Origin of the sequence: Nocardioides oleivorans, from assembly GCF_004137255.1 — a bacterium.
GTDB classification, from domain to species: domain Bacteria; phylum Actinomycetota; class Actinomycetes; order Propionibacteriales; family Nocardioidaceae; genus Nocardioides; species Nocardioides oleivorans.
On sequence record NZ_SDWT01000001.1, the window covers coordinates 426,841 to 451,291 of the forward strand.

Here is a 24,451-nt window from a genome sequence, read left to right on the forward strand (position 1 = left end):
CACGGGGCCCGTGCGAGGCTTCGCCGCATGGAGAGCATCGAGGTCGCCGTCATCGGGTCCGCCCGGCTCGGGCCGGACGACGAGGCCTACCAGGACGCCGTACGCCTCGGCGGGGCGCTCGCGGCGGAGGGCTGGACCGTCGTGACCGGCGGGTACGGCGGGCTGATGGGCGCGACCTCCTCGGGCGCCGCCGCGGCCGGCGGCCACACCGTCGGGCTGCCGATGTCGGCGTGGACGCACCTCGCGCCGCACGAGAGCAACGCCGAGGTCCGGTGGGCGGCCGACTACGCCGAGCGGCTGCGCCTGCTGATGGCCGCCGACGCGGTGGTGGCGCTGCCCGGTGGCATCGGCACCCTCGCCGAGGCGGCGATGGTGTGGGGCGCTGCCCAGACCGAGCCCGGCGCCGCCCAGCTCGTGATGGTCGGTCGGTCGTGGGAGGCCGTGCGTGACGTCGTCGGCGCGAACCTCGTCGCGGACCCCGCCGACGTCGCGATCGCGCGCTGCGTCGCGACGGTCGACGACGTCGTGCCGGCCGTGCGCGAGGCGCTCGCGCGCCCGTCGGCCGCGCGGGGTGGACGCGGCTGACCGCCTCTCAGTCGCGCGGCAGCGCGCTCGCGGCCAGAGCCGCTCCCCCGCCGACGAGGCCGACCAGGAGCAGCACGTCGGTCCGGTCGTCCGGCACGTCGGGCGACATGGCGAAGTACGCCGTCAGCGCGGCGGCCACGACCAGGACGCCGATCACGACGCGTGCCAGCGCCGCCGCGCCCGGACCGGCCGGCGGCCGCGGACCGGCGTTGCGCCGCTCCTCCTCGACCTTCGACCACGCGGCCGCCTGCTCCGGGGTGCGGGTGCGCTCGGGCTCGGTCATGCGCCCAGTATGGCGCTGCGCCCGGCGATCAGGTCGAGGAGCGTCCGGTCCGCGCCGTGGTGGCGTACCGGGCCGCGAGCTCGGCGAAGGCCTCGACGAGCTCGGCGGGCTCGACGACCTCCATGGGGACCTCGAAGCGGCCGAGGGACGCGGCCAGCGAGCCCCACGACCAGGAGCCGGACTCAAGGCTGCACCGGGTCTCGTCGACGGCGCGCACGGTCCCGTCACCCGCGAACGGCAGGACCTCGCGGGCGGGCAGGTCGAGGATGACGGTCCCGCGGCAGGCCCACTCGTTCACGTCGCGGCCCTTGAACCGCGCGGAGACGAACTCGCGCACGTCGCCGCCGGGGACCTCGCGGGGCGTGAACCTCGGGCCGGTGGGGATCCGGGGAGTGACCCGGTCGACGCTGAACAGGCGCCAGTCGTCACGGTCGAGGTCCCACGCCAGGAGGTACCACCGGCCCCGGGAGGTGACGATCCGGTGCGGTTCCACGCGCCGGGGCGGCGAGGTCGTCCCTGCGGCCGGGTCGGCGTCACGGGCGGCGTAGTCGAAGCGGAGGACCTCGCGCGCACGGACGGTGCCGGCGAGGGAGACGAGCACGTCGACCGGGACCTGGGCGGGGGTCCCGCTGCCGGCACTGCCCGTGATGGCGGTGACCTCGAGCGCGTCGAGCCGGTGGCGCAGCCGCGACGGCATCACCTGGCGGATCGTGGCGAGGGCGCGGATCGCGCCCTCCTCGATCCCGACCCCGGCGGCGGGTGCGGTCTGCAACGCGACGGCGACCGCGACGGTCTGGTCGTCGTCGAACAGCAGCGGCGGGAGCTCGCTGCCCGCCCCGAGCCGGTAGCCGCCCTCGGGGCCCATCGTCGCCCCGATGCTGTAGCCCATCTCGCGCAGCCGCTCGATGTCGCGTCGCACCGTGCGGTCGCTGACCTCCAGCCGCTCGGCCAGCAGCGAGCCCGGCCAGTCCCGGCGGCTCTGCAGCAGGGAGAGCAGGTGCAGCAGACGCGAGGTCGTGGTCGTCATCTCCTGAGTCTCCTCCAGGTGCAGGACACAAGCCGTCCTACACGCCCGCCGACCCGCCAGCCCTACAGTGGGCTCCCATGCACACCGAGGGCACCTTCACCGTCACGTCGTTCGTCCCCACCGAGCTCGCGCCCGAGCCCGCGATCGCGACGGGCATGCCCGTCGGCGTGGCCCGGATGGAGAAGGACTTCGCCGGCGGGGTGACGGGGAGGGCGGCCACCCTCTTCACCGCTGCCTTCGACCAGGCCACCGGCGTGGGCACCTACGTCGCGATGGAGTCGTTCGAGGGTGCGCTCGACGGCCGGACCGGCAGCTTCAACTTCGCGCACTCCGCCACCACGACCGGGACCGATCGGCTCGCGCCGTTCTTCACCATCGTGCCGGCGAGCGGCACCGGTGACCTCACCGGGCTGACCGGGTCCGGCGGACTGACCGTCGACGACGACGGCACGCACCGCATCTGGTTCGACTACGAGCTGCCTGCCTGACGCGGGCCGTCGGCCACCTCGCCGCTCGTGCAGCCGCTGCTGCGCCTCGGCGAGGAACGCCAGGCAGGGTGCGTCATTGCCCGGGTGCTTCTCGACGAGGTGGAAGATCCAGCGGTCCATCGCGGCCATGAAGCCGTTGTCGTCCCCGGCCCGGTGGGTCGACCAGGCGCGGTGGCCGCGGGCCGTGCAGGTCGTGCAGCTGATGCGGTAGAGGAACTGCTGCTCGCCGTCGAGGTCGATCCTCACCCGGGCCAGGGGGCCCGCCTGGGCCGCAGCCTTCCTCTCGCGCGCCGAGCGGCTCGCCACCATGTCGCCTCCTGGATGAGCAGCCGGACGATCGCGGCAGCCGGTCCATTCAACCCCAGCCGCATCTGGTCAGTCCTCATGGGGAGCAGCCATGATGTGACCCCCGCCACATCGAGGAGCCGACCATGACGTACGAGATCCCCGCCGATGTCGCGGAGGTCCGCGAGCAGTACGAAGCCCGCATCCTCGGCCTGCACATGCCGGCGCAGGTGCGCGCGGCGGCCGGCAAGCACGGCGACATGCCGGCCTTCTCCGACCGCTTCGACGTGCCCGAGGGCGAGACGTGGTCCACGATCACGTGGGCCGAGACGTGGGAGCAGACCCAGCGCGTGGCCGCCGCGCTCATCGACCTCGGCGTCGACCGGGGCGATCCCGTCGCGATCATGGCCGCCAACCGGACGGCGCACACGCTGGCCGACTACGGAGCGATGGCGGCCGCCGCGGTCCCCATGTCGATCTACAACACCCTCGCGCAGGAGCAGGTCGCCTTCATCGCCGCGGAGTCGCGCCCGGTGGTCGTGGTGCTCGAGGACCACGACCGCTACCAGCGCTGGGAGCGCGCCCTCGCCGAGGTCGACTCGATCCGCCACGTGGTGATGCTCGCCGACCGCGAGCGCGTCGACGACGCCCGTGCGATGACGTGGGACGAGTTCCTCGCGCACGGCGAGGACACCAGCGGCGTCGAGGAGCGGATGGAGCGGATCACGCCCGACCTCCCGGCGACCTACCTCTACACGTCCGGCACCACCGGCAACCCCAAGGGCGTGGTGCTCACCCACCACAACGTGATGTTCGAGGCCGTCTCCACCCTCGACAACGCCGGCCTGCAGGGCCCGCAGCGGGCGATCAGCTACCTGCCGCTCGCGCACATCGCCGAGCGGATCCTGGCGACGTACTCCCCTCCCTTCCTCGGCAGCCACGTGCACGCGATCCCCGACCCGGCGGGCCTGCTCGGCGCGCTCGGGGAGGTGCACCCGACGGCGTTCTTCGGCGTCCCGCGGGTGTGGGAGAAGATCAAGACCGGCATCTCCGCCAGGCTCGCCGAGGACCCCGACCCGGCCAACCAGGAGATGGTGAGGAACGCCATGGCGGCGGGCCTCGCCTGGACGGAGGCCCAGCAGTACGGCGCCACGATGACGCCCGAGGTCGAGGAGGCCTACGCGAAGGCCGACGAGGCGATCCTCGGCTTCCTCCGGCTGCTGCTCGGCCTCGACCAGGTGACGTGGGCGGCGAGCGCCGCCGCGCCGATGCCGCTGGAGGTCGCGAAGTTCATGGGCGGCCTCGGCCTGCGGGTGTACGACGTCTACGGCATGACCGAGACGACCGGGGCCTTCACCTCCAACGGCCCCGAGCACTTCAAGCTCGGCACCGTCGGTGTGCCCAACCCCGGCATCGAGGTGCGGCTCGCCGAGGACGGCGAGATCCTCACCCGCGGCCCGGTCAACACGCCCGGCTACCACCAGCAGGAGGCGGCCACCCGCAACCTCATCGACGAGGACGGCTGGATCCACACCGGCGACATCGGCACGGTCGACGACGACGGCTTCTACTCCGTGGTCGACCGCAAGAAGGAGCTGATCATCACCTCGGCGGGCAAGAACATCGCGCCCTCCAACATCGAGAACTACCTCAAGGAGTCGCCCATCGTCGGGCACGCCATGGCGCTCGGCGACGACCAGGCCTACGTCGTCGCGATCCTCACCCTCGACGGCGAGATCGCCCCGCTCGTCGCGGCCAGGATGGGCCTGGAGCAGGGGGTGGACTACCTCGACCTCGCCGACCTCTCCACCAAGGAGCCGATCCGCGCGATGGTCCAGGCCGCGGTCGATGCCGCCAACGAGCGGCTCTCGCGACCCGAGCAGGTCAAGGCGTGGGAGCTGCTCGCCGACGAGTGGACTGCCGAGTCCGAGGAGCTCACCCCGACGCTCAAGCTCAAGCGCCGCGTGGTGCGGACGAAGTACGCCGACGTGGTCGACAGACTGTACGGGTGACCCTCGACCTCCCGTTCGACCTGCAGGCCCACCGCGGCGGCGCGGGCCTCTGGCCCGAGAACACCCTCGAGGCGTTCGGTCGCGCCCTGGCCCTGGGCGTCAGCACGCTCGAGCTCGACGTGCACCTCACCGCGCAGGACGACGTCGTCGTCTCGCACGACCCGACGGTCCACGGCGGGCTGGCCGACGCGCACCGCATCCGCGAGCTCACCCGCGCCGACCTGCCCCCGACGATGCCGCTGCTGCGCCAGGTCGCGGCGCTCCTCCGCGAGCGCGGAGCCGACCCGGTGCGGGTCAACCTCGAGATCAAGTACGACGCCCTCGACGCCGCGGAGCTGACCACCCGCGAGGAGTTCGTGGACAAGGTCGTCGCCGCGCTGAGGATCGACCGCATGGTCGAGCGCACCAGCATCCAGTGCTTCGACTGGGGCGTGCTGGCGCTCGTGCACGAGGCGGAGCCGAGGCTCGAGCGCAACCTGCTCGTGTCACCGAGGTACCTCCGCCCCGGCTCCGACGGACCCTCGCCGTGGTTCGACGGGATCGAGGTCGACCCCGACTTCGTCCGCACCGCGACGACGCAGGGGTTCACGGCGATCTCGCCCGTCCACGGCTCGCCCTACGCCAGCGGCGTGGCCGACCCGGCGTACACGCCCTTCACGACCGAGGCGCTCGTCTACGAGGCGCACGGGGCCGGGCTCCGCGTGGTCCCGTACGTCGTCGACGACGAGGCGACCATGCGCCACCTCGTCCGGATCGGCGTCGACGGGCTCATCACCAACCGCCCGGAGCGGCTGCGCGAGGTGCTCGCCGACGAGGGTCGCGACCTGCCGCCGGGCTTCCCCGGCAACCATCTGCCTGCGAAAGGCGTCTCCTTGTCATGAAGACCTCTCTGATCGGCGCCACGATGCTCGCCCTCGCAGCGGGCCTGGTCCCGGCGGCCTCGGGCACCGCCACCGCCGCCCCCGACGACCGGGCTCCCAGCACGGTGCTCGACGTCCGCAACCTCGCGCAGGGCGCGCCTCCGGCGATCGCCTGGGCCGAGAGGCGGTCGGGCAGGACGGTCGTGCACGGGGCCGACGGCACCACCACACCGGTCCACAACAGCATCAGCGAGCTCGCGCCGATGGGCTCGGGCTACGTGATCCAGACCGCCGGCGCCCGCCCCCCGACGACCTCGTGGGTCGCTGCCGACGGCACGGCGGGACGCCGCTCGTGGAGGACCGGCTACGGCCTCGCCGTCTCCGCCGAGGGTCGCGCCGTCGCGTTCTCGGGGCGCGGCGGCAAGGTGTGGTCGATCGACGACGAGGGCGACCGGGTGCTGCGCTTCAACCCGGTCCCGACCAGCGGCAAGGGCCGCGCCGTCGCGATGGTCGGCGAGAGCTGCAAGGAGGGCGACGAGGGCAACGGCTGCACGATCTACGTCAACGGCACCGTCAAGGGCGTGGCCGACAGCTGGTTCACCTCCTCCCACGGCATCGTCGACACGGCACCGAAGGTGCAGCTCACGACCACGGGTCGCGACCGCTGGCTGGGCGGCATCACGTCGGTCTCCGACATGGGCTCGTGCAGCGTGATGATGCGCAGCTGGAAGGTGCGGTGGCGCACGTGCGACAACCAGCTCTCCGGCATCTCGACCGACAACCGTCACGTCATCGGCACCCCGGCCTACGCCGACGGCTTCGGACCGCTGGAGCTCGACGTCCTGGCGACCGCGGACGGTGCCGTGGTGCACTCGTTCACCGGCAACCCCCGCTCGGCGACCTACTTCGAGCAGGTCTGGGAGGACGCCGCTCACGTGCTCGTGGTGACCTTCCAGAGGGGCCGGGGCGGCCAGGGCGAGTGGGCCGTCGTGCGGCTCGGCCTCGACGGCTCGATGGAGTACGCCGTCGCGCCCCGCGCCGGCACCGACGTCAGGTCCCCGTTCCAGCTCCAGACGCGGTAGCCGGGGCGGCCCCGGTCTAGACCTCGGGGGAATCACCGATGCACGGTGCCCGTGGTGGCTGCTCCACTGGACGACATGCACCGACAGATCGCGGGATCCCTGACCGGACGCGTCACCAAGTGGCTCGTGCTGGTGGTGGTCGTCGTCATCACCGGCTTCATGGCCACCTTCTCGGCCAAGCTCGCCGACGTCCAGAACAACGAGGCGTCGTCGTGGCTGCCCGGATCGGCCGAGTCGACCAAGGTGCTCGAGGAGCTGTCGGCCTCCGTCGACCCCAACGACATCCCGACGCTCGTGGTCTACCACCGCGACGGCGGCCTGACCGACGCCGACCTCGCCGCGATGGAGGAGGACGGCGCCGAGATCGCCGACCTCGAGGGCGTCACGGACCAGGGCGTGCTGACGCCCACCGCGGCCGAGGCGGCCGCGGCCCAGGGCGCACCGGTGCCGGCCCTCGTCTCCGAGGACGGCGAGGTGGCCTACCTCTACTTCGTGCTCAACTTCGGCAGCAACGGGTGGAACGCCATCCCCGCGGCGGCCGACGAGATCCGTGACCTCGCCACGATCGACGGCGGCGAGGTCCACCTCGCGGGCTACGGCGGCTCGGCCGCCGACTCGGCCGAGGCCTTCGAGGGCATCGACACCAACCTGATCTTCGCCACGCTCGGCGTGGTCATCGTCATCCTGCTCTTCACCTACCGCAGCCCGATCCTCTGGCTGCTGCCGATCCTCTGCGCGGTGGTGGCCAACTTCATCGCGACCGGCCTGGTCTACCTGCTGGCGAAGTACGCCGACCTCACCGTCAACGGCCAGAGCCAGGCGATCCTCAGCATCCTGGTGATCGGCGCCGGCACCGACTACGCCCTGCTGCTGGTCGCGAGGTATCGCGAGGAGCTGCGCCGCCACGAGGACCGGCACGAGGCGATGGCGTTCGCGCTGCACCGCGCGGCGCCCGCGATCTTCGCCAGCGCCGCGACCGTCGCGGTCGGCATGCTGTGCCTGTCGTTCGCCGAGCTCAACTCCACGGCGGGGCTCGGCCCGGTGGCGGCGATCGGCGTCACGGTCACCATGCTCGTGATGGTCACGCTCCTGCCGGCCCTGCTGGTGATCTGCGGCCGCTGGGTGTTCTGGCCGAAGCGCCCGACCTTCCGGAGCGCGGAGCCGACCTCCACCGGGCTGTGGGCGAAGGTCGGCCGGACGATCAGCCACCGGCCCCGCCGCGTCTGGCTCGCCACGACCGGCCTGCTGCTGCTGGCCTGCCTCGGCCTCTTCCGCCTCGACACCTCCGGCCTGTCGACCGAGGAGACCTACACGAAGGAGTTCGACTCCATCAAGGGACAGAAGCTGCTCACCGAGCACGACCTGTCCGACAACTCCAACACGCTCCAGGTCGTCGCCGACACCGACGCCGTGGCCGACGTCGCCTCGTCGCTCGAGGGCATCGACGGCCTCGCCGCCCCGGGGGAGGTGCAGCCGCTCGCCGACGGGAGGTCGTGGTTCGAGGCGACGATCGACGCCGACGTCTCCTCCCCCGCGGCGGCCGACATCGTCGACGAGTCCCGCGACGCGGCCCACGCCGTGGACGGGGCCGACGCCCTCGTGGGTGGGGGTTCGGCGTTCTACGTCGACACCAAGATCGCCTCCGACCGCGACAGCCGCGTGATCATGCCGCTGGTGCTCGCCGTGGTGCTGCTCATCCTCATCGGGCTGCTGCGGGCCGTGGTCGCGCCCCTGATCCTGATGGCGACGGTGGTGCTGTCGTTCGGCGCCGCGCTCGGCATCTCGGCGCTGCTCTTCGAGTACGTCTTCGGCTTCGCCGGGTCCGATCCGGGCTTCCCGCTGTTCGCCTTCGTGTTCCTGGTGGCGCTCGGCATCGACTACAACATCTTCTTGATGACGCGCGTGCGCGAGGAGACCGCGACCTACGGCACCCGCAAGGGATCCCTGATCGCGCTGGCCTCGACCGGCGGGGTGATCACCTCGGCGGGGATCGTGCTCGCCGCGACCTTCCTGGTGCTCGGCTCGCTGCCGCTGGTGTTCCTCGCCGAGCTCGGCGTGGCCGTGGCACTCGGCGTCATGCTCGACACGATCGTGGTGCGCTCGGTGCTGGTGACCGCGCTCAACCTCGACCTCGGCGGCAAGATCTGGTGGCCGAGCAAGCTCGACAGTGCCGACACGCCCCTGACCGAGGCCGAGGCGGCCGCCCCGATGGAGACCGTGCACTGACCTGCCTCAGGCAGGCAGCGTCAGGACCTCCACACCGTCCTCGGTGATCGCGACGGTGTGCTCGCTGTGGGCCGTCAGGCAACCGGTGGCGCTGCGGAGCGTCCAGCCGTCGTCGTCGGTGACCAGCTCGTCGGTGTCGGCCATGACCCACGGCTCGAGGGCGAGCAGGAGCCCCGGACGGAGCTGGTAGCCACGCCCCGCCCGGCCGTCGTTGGAGACGTGCGGGTCCTGGTGCATCGTCGTCCCGATGCCGTGCCCGCCGAACTGCATGTTGATCGGGTAGCCCGCACCGCCGAGCACGGAGCCGATGGCGTGGGAGATGTCGCCGATCCGCTGGCCCGGGCCGGCCGCGTCGATGGCAGCGGCCAGGGCGGTCTGGGTGACCTCGATCAGCTCGACGCTGCCCGCGGGACGACTCTCGCCCACCACGAAGCTGATCGCGGAGTCGGCGGCGATGCCGTCGAGCCTGACCGCGAGGTCGAGGGTGAGCAGGTCGCCGTCCCGGAGGACCTGGTCCTTCGGGCGGCCGTGGAGGACGGCGTCGTTGACCGCCGTGCAGACGTAGTGGCCGAACGGGCCGCGGCCGAACGACGGGGCGTAGTCGACGTAGCAGGACTCGGCGCCGGCGTCGCGGATCATGTCCGCGGTCCACCGGTCGAGCTCCAGCAGGTTGGTGCCGACCGCGCTGCGGTCCTTGAGCGTCTGGAGGATGGTGCCGACCAGGGCGCCGGTGCGGCGGGCCTTGTCCACCTGGGCGGGAGTGAGGATCTCGATCATTTCAGGCCCAGCCTCGCACACGCCTTCGCGGTCTCGCCGCTGCACAGGTCGTCGAGGGTGAGCACGCCCTGGGAGACGAGCACGGAGGTCAGCGTGTCGACGGTGACCTCCTGGTCCTCGAAGAGCCACGACGTGACGCCGTCGACGTCCTCCCCGCCGTCGACCGGCGTGTCGGCGAGGAGCCCGACCGCGACGTCGGCCGACTGCTCGCTCATGGCGTGGGTCGGGACGAAGGTCATCGACCTCTCCTCACCGAGGATGATCGCGCGGGCGGTGTCGAGGTCCGATCCGGAGAGGGTCGGCACCTCGCCTCCCGCGAGCCCGACGAACCGGTCCGAGCCGGGGACGCTCGTCCCGAGCGCCACCACCGGGACGCCACGGCCGGTGAGGCTCGCGAGGTCGTCGGGGTCGACCGGGACGACGACGATGACGTCGGCCGACGAGGCCTCGGCCTGGCGGGCCTGGCTCTTCTGCGTCGCGGCGTCACCCTCGGCGTCGTAGGTCACCACGCGGCACTCGTCGCACGTGGCCTCGACCCGCTCGGTGAACACGTCGGCGTCGACCGCACGGGACGAGGCGTCGGAGCCGTCGGCGACGAGGAGGGCCACCGTCGGCTCGCCGCCGATGCACCCGGACAGCAGGGGTGCAACGACGACGAGCACGAGGGGCAGGAGTCGGGCGCGGAACATCCCGACGAGGTTATCGGGCTAGCCCCGACCGCTCGAGGAGCGGGCCCGACGCGACACGGAGTCGATCGCGACGGCGAGGAGCAGCACCCCACCGGTCACCATGAAGCGCACCGAGGAGTCCACGCCGACCAGGTTGAGGCCGGTCTGGATCGCCTGGAGCACGATGATGCCGAGCATGGCGGAGTACGCCGACCCGCGACCGCCGAACAGCGACGTGCCGCCGATGACGGCTGCGGCGATCGCCGTCAGGTTGGTGTCGTTGGTGCCGCTGGCCTGGGAGACGCTGGTCTGCAGGCCGGCCGCCAGGATGCCGCCGATCGCCGCGAGCGTGGAGCACGCCGCGAAGACCGAGAAGTAGACCCGGTCGACCTTGATGCCGGAGCGACGGGCCGCTTCCTCGTTGCCGCCGACGGCGTAGACGTGGCGTCCCCACCGGGTGCGGCGCAGCACGATGTCCATCAGCACGACGAGCACGACGAAGAAGATCCAGAGGAACGTCCAGCCGCGGTCGATGTTGACGTACCAGGTCAGCAGCCCGAGCGCGACGACCAGCACGGCCGTCTTGATCGCGACGAAGGTCATCGACGGCGCGCTCAGCCCGGCCTTGGTGCGCTGCTGGATCACCCGGAGCTGGGCCAGGAAGAACAGCGCGCCGGTCAGCGCGACGAGGACGTAGGACCACGTCGGCGTCACGAACTGGAACCGGGTGAAGTCCACCAGGAACGAGTCCGAGGGCAGGTTGCGCGTGCCGTTGGCGCCCAGGACGTAGAGCAGCGCGCCCTGGAAGCCGAGCAGGCCGGCCAGCGAGAAGACGAACGATGGCACGCCGAGCTTGGTGTAGAGCACGGCGTAGAGGGCGCCGATCGCGAGGCCGACGAGGATGCCGGCCAGCAGGGCCACCACCATCGACTGCCCCTTGTCGAGCAGCGTCACCGCCATCACCGCGGACGCGAAGCCGCTGACCGAGCCGACCGACAGGTCGATCTCGCCGAGCAGCAGCACGAGCACGATGCCGAGGGCGATGATGCCGACCGGCGCCGCGAACTGGGTGATGGAGACGAGGCTGCGCGAGGAGAGGAAGCGCGGCTCGGCGGTGTAGAAGCCGATGCAGATGATCGCCAGGCCGACGATGACCGGCGCGGAGCCGAGCTCGCCGGAGCGGAGGCGGTTCCAGAGCAGCTGTGCGTAGCCGCCGATGCCGTTGGTCGCGACGAGGCGCTCGTCGGCGAGGTCGGCTGCCACGGTGGACTGGGGCTCAGCCATCCTGGCCACCCTCCTGGATCGGGTCGACGGGCTTGGCGTGCCGTGAGGCCCGGCTCGCGACGACGTTGTCGGACGCACCGGTGATCGCCGCGACGAGCTCCTCGGTCGAGGCCTCCTCGACGCGGAACTCAGCGGCGTTCTTGCCCAGGCGCAGCACGACGATGCGGTCGGCCACCGCCTGCACGTCGGCCATGTTGTGGCTGATCAGGATCACGCCGAGGCCGGTCTCGCGCAGCCGCTCGATGAGGTTGAGCACCTCCGCGGTCTGCGCGACGCCGAGGGCCGCGGTGGGCTCGTCGAGCATCACGACCTTGGGGCTGCCGACCAGGCTGCGCGCGATGGCGACGGTCTGGCGCTGGCCTCCTGAGAGGGACGCGATGGGGATCCGGACGCTGGGGATCTTGGCCGACAGCGTCTTGAGCAGGCGCCAGGCCTCCTTCTCCATGCCGACCTCGTCGATGAACGGGCCGGTGCGCTTCTCCTGCCCGAGGAAGAGGTTGGCGACCACGTCGAGGTTGTCGCACAGGGCGAGGTCCTGAAACACGGTCGCGATGCCGAGGGCCTGCGCCTCGGAGGGACCACCCACGGACACCTTGCTGCCGGCGAACGTGATGTCGCCGGCGTCGGGCTGGTAGACGCCCGAGATGACCTTGACGAGGGTGGACTTGCCGGCGCCGTTGTCGCCGACGAGGGCGACGACCTCGCCCGCCCGGACGTCCATGTGGACGTCCGAGAGGGCCTGGACGGCGCCGAAACGCTTGGTGACGCCGGCCAGGGAGAGAACGATCTCCCCGGCCGGCGCACGGTCAGACACGGACGTCGACATCAGGAGATGCCAGCCTCCGCGCACGCGTCGGCGTACTCGCCGGTGCAGATGTCGTCGGCGGTGTAGAGCCCGTCGTCGATGACGACCTTCGCGTTGTCGGCCGTCAGCACGGTCGGGTCGAAGATGTAGGACGGGACGCCCTCGAAGTCGGTCTGGTCGACACCGGTGTCGCTGGTGGAGCCGATCTCGTCGCCGTTGGCGAGCGCGACCGCGATCTCGGCGGCCGTCTGGGCCTCGATCGGGATGGGCTTGTAGATGGTCATCGCCTGCTCGCCGACGAGGATGCGCTGGATCGCGGCGACCTCGGAGTCCTGGCCCGTGATCGGGGGCAGGTCGTCGGCGGAGAACCCGCCACCGGTCAGGGCCGCGACGACGCCGCCGGCCTGGCCGTCGTTGGCGGCGTAGACGCCCTGGATGTCAGAGGTGTCGTACTTGCTGAGCTGGTCGGTGACGAACTTCTGCGCGTTCTCCGGGCTCCAGTCGGGGTTGTCGTACTCCTCGAGGATCTTGACGTTGCTGCTGTCGAGGACCGAGTGGGCGCCGGCCTTGAACTGCGCGGCGTTGGGGTCGTCGGGCGAGCCGTTGAGCATGAGGATGTTGCCCTCGTCGCCCATGTCGTCGACGAGCGCCTGGGCCTGCATCTTGCCGACCGTCTCGTTGTCGAAGGACATGTAGTAGTCGACGCCGTCGATGAAGCGGTCGTAGGCGATGACGGGGATGTCCTCGCTCTGGGCGGAGGTGACCATGCCGCCGGCACCCGCACCGTTGACCGGGTCGAGCACGATGACGCTCGCACCCTCGGAGATGGCACTGTCGACCTGCTGGGACTGCTTGGCCTCGTCCTGGTCGGCGTTGTAGTAGGACACCTCGCAGTCGTCGCAGAGGTCGGCGACGGCCGCCTCGAAGAGCGGCTTGTCGAAGGTCTCGTAGCGGGTGGTCTTCGACTCGGGGAGGAGCAGCGCGATGATCTTGCTGTCGCTGCCGCCGTCCCCGGCGCCGTCTCCGCCGCCACTCTGGGCGTCGTTGGCGCCACAGGCAGTCAGGCTGAGCGCACCGATCAAGATGGCGGCGCCGGCACCGGCAAAGCGGTGGGTTCGTGACATGTGGATCTCCTGGGTGGTGATGGCTCGTGGCCGAGCCCGTGGGTTCAGGGAGAGTGTGGTGACCATCACGCCTTGTCGTCAAGAGTCGAACACAAACACGTCAAAATCGTGATAATTCGTGACCTTGTGTGTGCCTCTTGACGACTACGCGTCCGGTGACTCACCCTTGCGCCATGTCCGTGACCGGCTCCCCGGGATCGACCGCGTCACTGCGTTCGGCCAACCAGCAGCGTGTGGTCGACGTGCTGCGCTCCGGCGACCAGGTGACCCAGGCCGACCTCGCACGCCAGACCGGACTCGCCCCCGCCACCGTCTCGAGCATCGTGCGCGACCTCGCCTCCGCCGGCCTGGTAACGACCGAGCCGGGCAGCGGCCGACGCGGTACGACGGTCGCGCTGGCGGCCGCCGCCGGCCTCGTCGCCGGCGTGGACTTCGGCCACAGCCACGTCTCCGTCGCGCTGGGCGACCTGACCGGCACCCTGCTCGCCGAACGGCGTACGCCCCTCGACTCCGGCCACCCGTGCGACGCCGGGCTCGACGCGGCGGCGGACCTGCTCGACGAGGTGCTGGACGACGCGGACGCCAAGTTCGACTCCCTGCGCTGCATCGGCATGGGCCTGCCGGCCCCGTTGACCGACGGCATCGTGCGCAGCTCGGCCATCCTGCCGGGCTGGGTCGGGGTCAACGCCCTCGACGCCGCCCGGCAGCAGTTCGGCCTCGAGATCCACGCCGAGAACGACGCCAACCTCGGCGCGCTCGCCGAGCACCGCCACGGCGTCGCGCGCGGCCACGCCAACTCGGTCTTCGTGAAGGTCTCCTCCGGTGTCGGCGCCGGCATCGTGCTGGAGGACCGGCTCTTCCACGGCAGCGGTGGCACGGCCGGCGAGATCGGACACCTCACGCTCGACGAGTCGGGCCCCGTGTGCCGGTGCGGCAGCCGTGGCTGCCTCGAGGCCTACACCTCCACCGGTGCCCTGCAGGCGATGATGCACACCCAGCTGCCCGGAGCGGGGGTCGACGAGATCGTCGCCGCCGCGCGCCAGGGCAACGTCTCGGCGGTCCGTGCGCTCGAGGACGCCGGTCTCCACCTGGGCTGGGCGCTGGCCAGCGTGGTCAACCTGCTCAACCCCGGCCTCGTCGTCGTCGGCGGCGACATGGCCCGCGCCGGCGAGCTGCTGCTCGAGTCGGCCCGCATCGGCCTGCGCCGCCACGCCCTCGACGCGGTCGCCGCGACGCCGGTCGAGGCCTCCGAGCTCGGCGAGCGCGCCTCGCTGGTCGGCGCGGTGCTCCTGGCGGCGGAGCGGACCGAGCTCACCGCCGTCTGACCCGTCCCGCCCGTCCTGCCCGACCTACTCGACGGGCGGCCGCTTGCGCTGCGGCGCGGGTCGGGTCGGGTCGTCGTCGGGACGGTGCACCTCGGCCGGCACGACGATGGGCTTGAGGCGCGCCCAGCCGATGAAGAGGGCCGACACGACGATCAGGGCCAGGCCGGTCCAGAGGTTGGCGTTGACCCCGCCCGTCTTGTCGAGCTCCTGGTCGCCGAAGAGCCCGGTCAGCGCGAGGATCACGCCGTAGACGCCCATGAGCGCGCCGATGATGTTGCGGACGTCGAACGCGCCCGCCTTGTGGCTCTCCCCCGGGACGGGGGCGTCGGTGGTGCCGGTGGTGTCGTCGGACATGGCTGCTGCCCCTCTCTCAGAAGGCGACGTTGAGGATGATGACCATCACGAGCGCGATGCCCGCCAGTGGGACCGTACGCCGGTACCACGGCATCGCCGCCTCGTTCGGGTCGGTGCGGTCCTCGCGGGGCGTCTCGGAGTAGACGAGGCCCTTGAGCTCGGAGGCCGGCTTGGGCTTGGTCACGAGCGAGACGACGATGCTCAGCACGATGTCGACGACGAACGCCGTCGACGCGGCGAGGAAGGCCGCACCCTGGCCGGGCAGGTCGATCACGCCGGCGGCCGCGAGCCGGTCGACCGCGATGGCGGACAGCGTGCCGGCCACGAGGCCCACCCAGCCGGCCGTCGGGGTCATCCGCTTCCAGAACATGCCGAGGATGAACGTCGCGAAGAGCGGGGCGTTGAAGAACCCGAACAGCGTCTGCAGGTAGTTCATGACGTTGTCGTAGCCCATGGCGATCTGGGCGGTGAAGATCGCGATGACGGTGGCCGCGACGGTCGCGAGGCGGCCGATGCGCAGGTAGTAGTCGTCGCTGTGGTTCTTGCGGATGTAGCGCTGCCACAGGTCGTAGGAGAAGACCGTGTTGAAGGCCGAGATGTTGGCCGCCATGCCGGCCATGAAGGCGGCGAGGAGACCAGCGATCGCCAGGCCGAGCAGGCCGTTGGGCAGCACGTCGCGCATCAGCAACAGGAGCGCGTCGTTGTAGGTCACCCCGTCACCGGAGGCTCCTCCACCTGGTGAGCCGCCGTTCTTCAGGTCGATCATCTCGGTGACCAGGACGGCCGAGACCATGCCCGGGATGATCACGATGAACGGGATGAACATCTTCGGGAAGGCCCCGATGATCGGGGTCTTGCGGGCCGCGGAGATCGAGTCGGAGGCCATCGCGCGCTGCACCTCGACGAAGTTGGTCGTCCAGTAGCCGAAGGAGAGCACGAAGCCGAGGCCGAAGACGATGCCGATCACCGACAGCAGCGGCGAGTCGAAGCCGGACAGCGCCTGGCCGGGCCAGGACTCGAGCTGCTGGCTCGCCGGGGCGACGCCCGCGTCAGCAGGTGCGCTGCCGGCCGCCGCGGTGATCTTGTCGGTGAGGCCGTCCCAGCCGCCGACGCGGTGCAGGCCGATGAGGGTCAGCGGCACCAGCGAGGCCACGATGACGAAGAACTGGAGCACCTCGTTGTAGATCGCCGCGCTCAGGCCGCCGAGGGTGATGTAGGACAGCACGATGGCGCCGGCGACGATGAGGGCGATCCAGATCGGCCAGCCCAGCAGGGCGTGCACGATGCTGGCGAGCAGCGCGAGGTTGACGCCCGCGATGAGGAGCTGGGCCACGGCGAAGCTGATCGCGTTGACCAGGTGGGCGCCGGTGCCGAAGCGCCGGAACATGAACTCGGGGACCGAGCGGACCTTGGAGCCGTAGTAGAACGGCATCATCACGACACCGAGGAACAGCATCGCCGGCACTGCGCCGACCCAGAAGTAGTGCACCGTCGGCATGCCGATCTCGGCACCGTTGGCCGACATGCCCATGATCTCGACGGCGCCGAGGTTGGCCGAGATGAACGCCAGGCCGGTGACCCACGCGGGGAGCGAACGCCCCGAGAGGAAGAAGTCGATCGAGTCGGAGACCTGTCGTCTGGCCATCACGCCGATGCCGAGGACGAAGCCGAAGTAGATCGCCACCAGCAGGTAGTCGAGCCAGGATGCGTCGATCAGGGTGTCTGACGACATGTCACCTCCCGAGATTCATTTGTTTGGGCCACCCAGCAACCTAGACCTCCCCCGGCTTTTCGCGCGACCACCCTTCGGGATGTCAGGGTGAGGACATGTCGGACGGAGCGTTCTCGGGCCGCGTGGTCGCACTCCTCGTGCTCCTCGGCCTCGCGCTGGCGGTCGTCCCGACCCTGGCCGCCGGGTTCGTGATGTGCGGCGTCTCCGGCTGCACGGGTGGCGGCTTCGGCGTGTCGACCGACCCCGGTCTCACCCGCATCCTGCTGGTCGTGGCCGGCCTCACCGCGGCGCTGCCGCTCGGGGCGTACGCCGCCGCCCACCGCAGCGGCGTGCTCGCTCTCTCGGCCCTCGGCCTCGCGGTCGTCTCGACCCTCGTTGCCGGGCTCGTCATCGGCTCCGACGTCGCCGGCTGCCCCCGCACGCTGGACTCGGCCGCCTGCCGGGACGAGTCCCGCTAGCCGTGTTGCCCAGGCACGTTGTGCGGTGATCGTGACGTGGATATCACGTCATGAGGACCGCACTGGGCCCCCGGAGCCGGACGTCCGCAGCGCACCGGCAGCTCAGCGGGTGCGGCTCACTCCCACTCGATGGTGCCCGGGGGCTTGGAGGTGATGTCGAGGGTGACCCGGTTGATCTCCTCGACCTCGTTGGTGATCCGGGTCGAGATGCGCTCCATGACCTCGTAGGGCAGGCGGGCCCAGTCGGCGGTCATCGCGTCCTCGGAGGTGACGGGTCGGATCACGACGGGGTGGCCGTAGGTGCGACCGTCGCCCTGGACGCCGACGGAGCGGACGTCGGCGAGGAGCACGACCGGCATCTGCCAGATGTCGCGGTCGAGGCCCGCGCGGGTGAGCTCCTGGCGGGCGATCGCGTCGGCGCGGCGGAGGATGTCGAGCCGGTCGGCGGTGACCTCGCCGATGATCCGGATGCCGAGGCCGGGGCCCGGGAAGGGCTGGCGCCACACCATCTCGGCCGGCAGGCCGAGCTGCTCGCCGACGAGGCGGACCTCGTCCTTGAAGAGCGTGCGGAGCGGCTCGACCAGCGCGAACTCGAGGTCCTCGGGCAGGCCGCCGACGTTGTGGTGCGACTTGATGTTGGACGTCCCGGCACCGCCGCCCGACTCGACGACGTCGGGATAGAGCGTGCCCTGGACGAGGAAGCCGACCTTCTCGCCCTGCTCGGCGGCCTCGCCGAGCACCGTGGCCTCGGCGGCCTCGAAGGCGCGGATGAACTCGCGGCCGATGATCTTGCGCTTCTCCTCGGGGTCGGTGACCCCGGCGAGCGCGGTGAGGAAGGCCTCCTGGGCGTCGTAGACGTGGAGGTTCACGCCGGTCGCGGCGACGAAGTCGCGCTCGACCTGCTCGGCCTCGCCCTCGCGGAGCAGGCCGTGGTCGACGAAGACGCAGTGCAGCCGGTCGCCGATCGCGCGCTGCACGATGGCCGCGGCGACGGCGGAGTCGACGCCGCCGGAGAGGCCGCAGATCGCGAGGCCGGAGTCGCCGATCTGCTCGCGGACGCGCTCGATCTGCTCCTCGGCGATGTTGAGCATCGTCCAGGTCTGGCGGGCACCGGCGATGTGGTGCAGGAAGTGCTCGAGCACCTTCTGGCCGTGCTCGGAGTGCAGCACCTCGGGGTGCCACTGCACACCGGCGAGACGACGGTCGAGGTCCTCGAACGCGGCGACCGGCGTGACGTCGGTGGAAGCGAGGACGGTGAACCCCGCGGGCGCCTGGGCGACCGAGTCGCCGTGCGACATCCAGACCCGGTGCTCGGCGGGGATGCCCTCGAGCAGCGTGCCCGGCTCCGAGACCGTCACGGGAGTACGGCCGTACTCACGCGCGCCGGTCTGGGCAACCTCGCCGCCGAGGCCCGCGGCCATCAGCTGGAAGCCGTAGCACATGCCGAAGACCGGCACCCCGGCCGTGAAGACGCCCGTGTCGATGCCGGGGGCACCGTCGGCGTACACGCTGGAGGGACCGCCGGACAGGATGATCGCCTTCGGGTTGCGGGCGAGCATGTCCTCGACGGGCATCGTGTGCGGCACGATCTCGGAGTAGACACGCGCCTCGCGCACCCGTCGCGCGATGAGCTGGGCGTACTGCGCCCCGAAGTCGACGACGAGGACCAGGTCGTGCTCTGCAGGCTGCGTCACGGACGGAGTCTATCGGCGGTCATCCCCGCTCCCACATCGGCCGAAATCGTCCCAGGGCCCGATCGGGGAGGGAGGGTGATCGGGCCCTGGGACTTCACTTCCCAGCGAGCTGCTGAGCAGCGTGCCGAGAACAGGGGCCCGGCCCTTGGGAGGGAGCATGACTGCCGGACCCCTCACCCGGCCCAACGAGGTCTGCGGAGGTCCGTTATGGCCCGTTCGGATGATTCTTCGCCGTCAGCTGACGCCGACGATGGGCAGGCGCAGCGCACCGGGCGCCGCGTCCGGCACGACCGGGTTCTTCGGCTCGACCGGCGACAGCTGGACGTAGGCCGACCCCAGGGCGGGTCGCGGGTCGGCCTCGCCCTTGTTGGGCCAGAAGGCCATCGCGCGCTCGGCCTGGGCGGTGATCGTGAGCGACGGGTTCACCCCGAGGTTGGCCGAGACGGCCGAGCCGTCGACGACGTGCAGCCCCTCGTGCCCGAAGAGCCGCTGCCACGGGTCGACCACACCGGTCTCGGGCGAGTCGCCGATCGTGCAGCCGCCGATGAAGTGCGCGGTCAACGGCCGGTTGAAGGGCTCGCCGACGTTGCCCCCGGGCGTACCGCCCATGACGTCGGCCATCCGGCGCACGGCGTCGTAGGCGACCGGGATGTAGGTCGGGTTGGGCCGGCCGTGTCCCTGCACGCTCGTCATCCGCCACCCGAACCGGCCCTTGACGCCCTTCGTGGTGATCGAGTTGTCGAGCGTCTGCATCACCAGTGCGACGACGGTGCGCTCGGACCAGTGCCGGAAGTCGTAGAGGTCGAGGGCCGTACGCCGTTGCGCCCACAGCTCGCGCAGCCAGGTGCGCACCCGCGAGCGGCCGGGCTCGTCGTCGGCGAGCACGGTCTGCATCAGCGCCATCACGTTGGAGCCCTTGCCGTAGCGCACCGGCTCGATGTGGGTGACCGCGTCGGGGTGCCACGACGAGGTGATCGCCACGCCCTCGGTGTAGTCGGTCTCGCTGCTCGAGGGGGCGAGCGCGCCGAGGATCGCCTCGGAGTTCGTGCGGGTCAGCATGCCGAGCCGGTCGCTGATCCGCGGCAGGTCGCCCTCGCCCTTGAGCTGGTGGAGCAGCTTCTGGGTGCCGAGGGCGGCGGCCGAGAAGACGACCTGGTCGGCGGTGAACACCTTGGTCACGGACTGCTTCCGGGACAGGCGCGACAGCTTGGCCTTCGTCCAGCGGGTGGTGACCTCGTAGCCGCCGGCGGCGCGGGGCCGGACGCGCGTGACCGTCGTCAGCGGGTGGACTACCGCCCCTGCCTGCTCGGCGAGGTGGAGGTAGTTCTTCACGAGGGTGTTCTTGGCGTTGTGGCGGCACCCGGTCATGCACTCGCCGCAGTTGCGGCAGGCGTTGCGGGCGGGACCCGCACCGCCGAAGAACGGGTCCTCGACCCGCTCCCCCGCCGTCGCGTCGGGACCGCCGAAGAAGACGCCGACCGGCGTGTGCCGGAAGGTGTGGCCGACTCCCATGTCGTCGGCCACCCGCTTCATCACCTCGTCGGAGGGCGTGTGGCGGGGGTTCTCGACCACTCCGAGCATCCGCTTGGCCTGGTCGTAGTAGGGCCAGAGCTCGGACTTCCAGTCGGTGATGTGCGACCACGACGGGTCGTGGAAGAAGGCGTCGGTGGGCTCGTAGAGGGTGTTCGCGTAGACGAGCGAGCCACCGCCGACGCCCGCCCCGGCGAGGATCAGGCAGTCCTTGACCATGTCGATGCGCTGGATGCCGTACATCCCCATCGACGGCGCGAAGAGGAAGCGCCTGGCGTCGAACGAGGTCGCCGGGAAGTCGTCGTCCTCGAACCGCGCGCCCGCCTCGAGCACCCCGACCCGGTAGCCCTTCTCGGTCAGTCGCAGTGCCGTCACCGAGCCGCCGAAGCCGGACCCGATGACGAGGACGTCGTAGTGCTGGACCTCGGGGGACGTCATCTCAGGCGCGACCCAGCTTGTTGAGCAGCCGCAGCGACGCGGTCAGCACCTTGGCGTTGGTCTCCTCCGACATCCCGAACATCGGCGCGATCGGCACCAGCCGCTGCGTCGCGATCGACTGCGCCTCGGTGTAGCGGTGGATGCCCTCGGCGCCCTGGCGCCGGCCCATGCCGGACTCGCGCATCCCGCCCATCGGGGCGCCGAGCGAGCCGAACGTCGCGCCGTAGGCCTCGTTGACGTTGACCGTGCCGCACTTGATCCGGCCGGCGACGGCCCGGCCCCGGGCGGTGTCGCGGGTGTAGACCGAGGCGTTGAGGCCGTAGTGGCCGTCGTTGGCCCGCTCGACCGCCTCGTCCTCGCTGTGGAAGCGGTAGAGCGAGACGACGGGGCCGAAGGTCTCGTGGCCGAAGCAGGTCATGTCGGCCGACACGCCCTCGAGGATCGTCGGCTCGTAGACGAAGGGGCCGAGGTCGGGTCGTGCCTTGCCGCCGGTGAGGACGCGAGCGCCCTTGGCCACGGCGTCGTCGACGTGGGCGGTGACGGTGTCGAGCTGGGCCTGCGAGATCAGCGACCCCATGTCGACCGACCAGTCCTGGCTGGCCCCGAGGGTCATCGCCTGGGTGCGGGCGACGAACGCGTCGACGAACCGGTCGTAGACCTGGTCGGCGACGAAGAGCCGCTCCATCGACACGCAGAGCTGCCCGGCGTTGGAGAACACGGCGCGCGTGGCGCCCTCGGCCGCGCGGTGCACGTCGGCGTCGCGCAGCACGAGCATCGGGTTCTTGCCACCGAGCTCGAGCGAGCAGCCGATCAGGCGCTCGGCGCATCCCTTCGCGATGAGCCGGCCGGTGGCGGTGGAGCCGGTGAAGCAGACGTAGTCGGCCTCGCCGACGATCGCCCCGCCGACCTCGGGGCCGGGCCCGGCGACGACCTGCCAGAGCTCGGCCGGGAAGCCGGCCTCCTCGAGCAGCTGGGCGGCGAGCAGCGCCGTCAGCATGGTCTGGGCGTCGGGCTTGGAGACCACCGCGTTGCCGGCCAGCAGCGCCGGCAGGCCGTCGCAGAGCGCCATCGTGAGCGGGTAGTTCCACGGCGAGATGATCCCGACGACACCCTTCGGCACCCGGCTGACCTCGGCCCGCGTGAGCACCGGGAACATGCCGCCGACCCGGCGGGTGTCGAGGTGCTCGTGGGCGGTGCGCGCGTAGTAGCGCGCGGTCAGGGCGAGGTGGGCGACCTCGAGGTAGGCGTCCTTGCGGGCCTTGCCCGACTCCCACACGACCAGGTCGATGAGCTCGTCCTGGCGGTCGAGGAGGAGGTCGTGCAGCCGCAGCAGCGCGGCCGAGCGCTGGTCGACCGAGGTGGCCGCCCACGAGACCTGCGCCTTGCGGGCCCGGGCGAACGCCTCGGCCACGTCGGCCGGGCTCGACTGCGGCACGTGCGCGAGCGGCGTGCCGCCGATCGGCGAGGACACGGCGTGGGTCCGGCCGGACGTGCTCACCACGCGACGCGTGAGGGAGGCGACGTACTGCCGGTCGAGTGCGTAGGCCGCCGTGGAGTCGTGCTCGGGGTCGGCGGGGCCGGTGACAGCGGGGGTCTGCTCGCTCATCCTTGCAGCGTAGGTCGGTGTGACGACCGTTGCTACTGGTTGGTCACTTCCGTCCCAGCATTTGACACTTCACATCATTGTGTAAAGAGGCCGGTCAGACGATGTCGGGCGCCTTCACCCGGGCCTCGTCGGCCTCCTGGTCGGTCGGCATGAGCTGGCTCTGCCGCTCCGCCTCGACCCGGCGCAGGTAGTGGTCGACCTCGTCCTCGAGCTGCGCCTCGCTCCACCCCAGGGCGCCCGCCATCAGCTCGGCGGCGGGGCGGGCGGCGGTGATGCCGCGGTCGAAGGTCTCGATCGAGACGCGCGTGCGGCGGGCCAGCACGTCGTCGAGGTGGCGCGCACCCTCGTGCGTGACGGCGTAGAGCACCTCCGCGCGGAGGTAGTGCTCGGCACCCTCGAGCGGCTCGCCGAGGTCGGGCCGGGCGTCGATCATCGCGAGCACCTCGTCGACGAGCCCGCCGTAGCGGCCGAGCAGGTGGTCGACGAGGCCGATGTCGAGGCCCGACGAGCGGCTCAGCGCCACCCGCTGGTTGGTGCGCGCCTCGAAGCCCCACGCGCCCATCAGCGGCACCCGGTCGGTGATCGAGGCGGGCGTCGCTTCGAAGTCGCGGATGGCGTGGTCGACGGCGTCGCGCGCCATGACCCGGTACGTCGTCAGCTTGCCGCCGGCGACCAGCACGAGGCCGGGCACGGGGTTGGCGACCGTGTGCTCGCGGGAGAGCTTGGTGGTCTCCCCCATCTCACCCTCCTTGCGCATCGGCTTCAGCAGCGGGCGCAGGCCCGCCCAGACGCCGATGACGTCGCGGTGGTCGAGCGGGTCCTTGAGGAGCCGGTTGACGTGGCCGAGGAGGTAGTCGATGTCGGTCTTGCTGGCCGCCGGGTGGGCCAGGTCGTAGTCCCAGGCGGTGTCGGTCGTGCCGATGATCCAGAACTGGTCCCACGGGATCACGAAGAGCACCGACTTCTCGGTCTTGGTGATGAAGCCGCACTCGGAGCGGATCCGGTCCTTCGGCACCACGATGTGGATGCCCTTGCTGGCGTCGACGTCGAGCTGCGCCTGGCCGCCGATGAGGTCCTGCACCTCGTCGGTCCACACGCCGGCGGCGTTGATGACGACCTTCGCCCGGATCTCCAGGTCGCGCTGGCCCTCGAGGTCGCGGGCGCTGACCCCGACCACCGAGTCCCCCTCGCGCAGGAATCCCGTCACCTTGGTGCGGGTCGCGACGTGGGCGCCGTTGTTGGCGGCGGTGCGCGCGATCGTCATCACCAGGCGCGCGTCGTCGACCTGGCAGTCGTAGTAGCGGATCGCGCCGTGCAGGCCCTCGGTCCTGATGTCCGGGGCCATCCGGGCGAGCTGCTTGCGGAAGACGTGCTTGTGCTTCGGCACGCCCATGTCGTACTTGCCGGTCATCGCCATGCCGTCGTAGAGCGCGACGCCGGCACCGACGTAGGGCCGCTCCCACGCGTGCTCGAGCGGGTAGAGGAACGGCACGGGGCGGACGAGGTGCGGGGCGAGCCGCGTGTAGAGCAGCCCGCGCTCCTCCAGCGCCTCCTTGACCAGGGCGAAGTCGAACATCTCGAGGTAGCGCAGGCCGCCGTGCACCAGCTTCGACGAGCGCGACGACGTGCCGGAGGCGAGGTCGCGCTGCTCGACGAGGCCGACCTTCAGGCCGCGGGTGACCGCGTCGAGAGCTGCACCCACACCGACGATCCCACCGCCGACGACGAGGACGTCGAGCTGGCCGGCGGCCAGGTGCTGGAGGGCGTCGGCCCGCTGGTCGGCGTCGAGGGCCTTGGCGAGACTCATG

The 24,451-nt window shown here is 71.2% G+C and carries 21 protein-coding genes; 8 read left to right on the plus strand and 13 right to left on the minus strand.

Annotated features, from left to right (window positions below):
* The first annotated feature begins 27 nt into the window (after nt 1-27).
* Entirely contained in the window at nt 28-585 is a 558-nt protein-coding gene (locus EUA93_RS02030; protein ID WP_129398296.1) for an LOG family protein, read from the plus strand.
* 7 nt (nt 586-592) lie between these two features.
* On the opposite strand, the gene EUA93_RS02035 is transcribed toward EUA93_RS02030, so the two are convergent.
* The gene (locus tag EUA93_RS02035; protein WP_129398298.1) at nt 593-868 is read right to left on the minus strand and encodes a hypothetical protein; all 276 of its coding nucleotides are present in this window, start codon (nt 866-868) and stop codon (nt 593-595) included.
* Nucleotides 869-896: 28 nt separating this feature from the next.
* The gene (locus EUA93_RS02040; RefSeq protein WP_129398299.1) at nt 897-1,895 is read right to left on the minus strand and encodes a helix-turn-helix transcriptional regulator; all 999 of its coding nucleotides are present in this window, start codon (nt 1,893-1,895) and stop codon (nt 897-899) included.
* A 77-nt stretch (nt 1,896-1,972) separates the two neighbouring features.
* Here EUA93_RS02040 and EUA93_RS02045 point away from each other — a divergent pair, with 77 nt between their 5' ends.
* The 5 genes from EUA93_RS02045 to EUA93_RS02070 all read left to right on the plus strand — a co-directional run bounded on the left by EUA93_RS02045 (nt 1,973) and on the right by EUA93_RS02070 (nt 8,848).
* Entirely contained in the window at nt 1,973-2,383 is a 411-nt protein-coding gene (locus tag EUA93_RS02045) for a DUF3224 domain-containing protein (protein ID WP_129398301.1), read from the plus strand.
* A 431-nt stretch (nt 2,384-2,814) separates the two neighbouring features.
* Complete coding sequence (locus tag EUA93_RS02055) at nt 2,815-4,680, plus strand: AMP-dependent synthetase/ligase (RefSeq protein ID WP_129398303.1); 1,866 nt, start codon at nt 2,815-2,817, stop codon at nt 4,678-4,680.
* Nucleotides 4,677-5,561, plus strand: coding sequence for a glycerophosphodiester phosphodiesterase family protein (locus EUA93_RS02060; RefSeq protein WP_165355029.1), 885 nt, complete (start codon nt 4,677-4,679; stop codon nt 5,559-5,561). Before EUA93_RS02055 ends, EUA93_RS02060 begins: the two co-directional genes overlap by 4 nt.
* Nucleotides 5,558-6,622: a hypothetical protein gene (locus tag EUA93_RS02065; RefSeq protein ID WP_129398307.1), complete on the plus strand. Its 1,065-nt coding sequence runs from the start codon at nt 5,558-5,560 to the stop codon at nt 6,620-6,622. The genes EUA93_RS02060 and EUA93_RS02065 overlap by 4 nt, the downstream gene beginning before the upstream one ends.
* Before the next feature lie 75 nt (nt 6,623-6,697).
* A complete protein-coding gene (locus EUA93_RS02070; RefSeq protein WP_129398309.1) occupies nt 6,698-8,848 on the plus strand; it encodes an MMPL family transporter in 2,151 nt (716 codons plus the stop codon).
* A gap of 6 nt (nt 8,849-8,854) precedes the next feature.
* Here the strand turns inward: EUA93_RS02070 and map are convergent, their stop codons facing one another.
* Genes map through EUA93_RS02095 form a run of 5 tightly spaced genes read right to left on the minus strand, consistent with a single transcriptional unit; the run spans nt 8,855 to nt 13,506 of the window.
* Nucleotides 8,855-9,625, minus strand: coding sequence for a type I methionyl aminopeptidase (gene map, locus EUA93_RS02075; protein WP_129398311.1), 771 nt, complete (start codon nt 9,623-9,625; stop codon nt 8,855-8,857).
* A complete protein-coding gene (locus EUA93_RS02080) occupies nt 9,622-10,314 on the minus strand; it encodes a type 1 periplasmic-binding domain-containing protein (RefSeq protein WP_129398312.1) in 693 nt (230 codons plus the stop codon). Before EUA93_RS02080 ends, map begins: the two co-directional genes overlap by 4 nt.
* Before the next feature lie 18 nt (nt 10,315-10,332).
* Entirely contained in the window at nt 10,333-11,577 is a 1,245-nt protein-coding gene (locus tag EUA93_RS02085) for a sugar ABC transporter permease (protein ID WP_129398313.1), read from the minus strand.
* Nucleotides 11,570-12,391: an ATP-binding cassette domain-containing protein gene (locus EUA93_RS02090; protein WP_242497205.1), complete on the minus strand. Its 822-nt coding sequence runs from the start codon at nt 12,389-12,391 to the stop codon at nt 11,570-11,572. The genes EUA93_RS02085 and EUA93_RS02090 overlap by 8 nt, the downstream gene beginning before the upstream one ends.
* Before the next feature lie 11 nt (nt 12,392-12,402).
* Nucleotides 12,403-13,506, minus strand: coding sequence for a substrate-binding domain-containing protein (locus tag EUA93_RS02095; RefSeq protein WP_129398317.1), 1,104 nt, complete (start codon nt 13,504-13,506; stop codon nt 12,403-12,405).
* Between the two features lie 173 nt (nt 13,507-13,679).
* Between EUA93_RS02095 and EUA93_RS02100 the strand changes: the two genes are divergently transcribed.
* Complete coding sequence (locus tag EUA93_RS02100; RefSeq protein ID WP_129398319.1) at nt 13,680-14,831, plus strand: ROK family transcriptional regulator; 1,152 nt, start codon at nt 13,680-13,682, stop codon at nt 14,829-14,831.
* A 24-nt stretch (nt 14,832-14,855) separates the two neighbouring features.
* Here the strand turns inward: EUA93_RS02100 and EUA93_RS02105 are convergent, their stop codons facing one another.
* Both EUA93_RS02105 and EUA93_RS02110 read right to left on the minus strand, forming a co-directional pair.
* Complete coding sequence (locus EUA93_RS02105; RefSeq protein WP_129398321.1) at nt 14,856-15,185, minus strand: hypothetical protein; 330 nt, start codon at nt 15,183-15,185, stop codon at nt 14,856-14,858.
* A gap of 16 nt (nt 15,186-15,201) precedes the next feature.
* A complete protein-coding gene (locus EUA93_RS02110) occupies nt 15,202-16,917 on the minus strand; it encodes a sodium:solute symporter family protein (protein WP_129398323.1) in 1,716 nt (571 codons plus the stop codon).
* Nucleotides 16,918-17,012: 95 nt separating this feature from the next.
* Between EUA93_RS02110 and EUA93_RS02115 the strand changes: the two genes are divergently transcribed.
* Entirely contained in the window at nt 17,013-17,375 is a 363-nt protein-coding gene (locus tag EUA93_RS02115; protein ID WP_129398325.1) for a hypothetical protein, read from the plus strand.
* Nucleotides 17,376-17,491: 116 nt separating this feature from the next.
* Here EUA93_RS02115 and guaA read toward each other — a convergent pair whose 3' ends face one another.
* The 4 genes from guaA to EUA93_RS02135 form a co-directional block, all read right to left on the minus strand.
* Nucleotides 17,492-19,069, minus strand: a complete 1,578-nt coding sequence (guaA, locus tag EUA93_RS02120; RefSeq protein WP_129398327.1) for a glutamine-hydrolyzing GMP synthase — start codon at nt 19,067-19,069, stop codon at nt 17,492-17,494.
* A 234-nt stretch (nt 19,070-19,303) separates the two neighbouring features.
* Nucleotides 19,304-21,037 (minus strand): GMC oxidoreductase, encoded by a 1,734-nt coding sequence (locus EUA93_RS02125; protein WP_129398329.1) that lies wholly within the window; start codon nt 21,035-21,037, stop codon nt 19,304-19,306.
* 1 nt (nt 21,038) lies between these two features.
* Nucleotides 21,039-22,643 (minus strand): succinic semialdehyde dehydrogenase, encoded by a 1,605-nt coding sequence (locus tag EUA93_RS02130; RefSeq protein ID WP_129398331.1) that lies wholly within the window; start codon nt 22,641-22,643, stop codon nt 21,039-21,041.
* Nucleotides 22,644-22,737: 94 nt separating this feature from the next.
* Nucleotides 22,738-24,450 (minus strand): glycerol-3-phosphate dehydrogenase/oxidase, encoded by a 1,713-nt coding sequence (locus EUA93_RS02135; RefSeq protein WP_129398333.1) that lies wholly within the window; start codon nt 24,448-24,450, stop codon nt 22,738-22,740.
* Nucleotide 24,451: the final 1 nt, after the last annotated feature.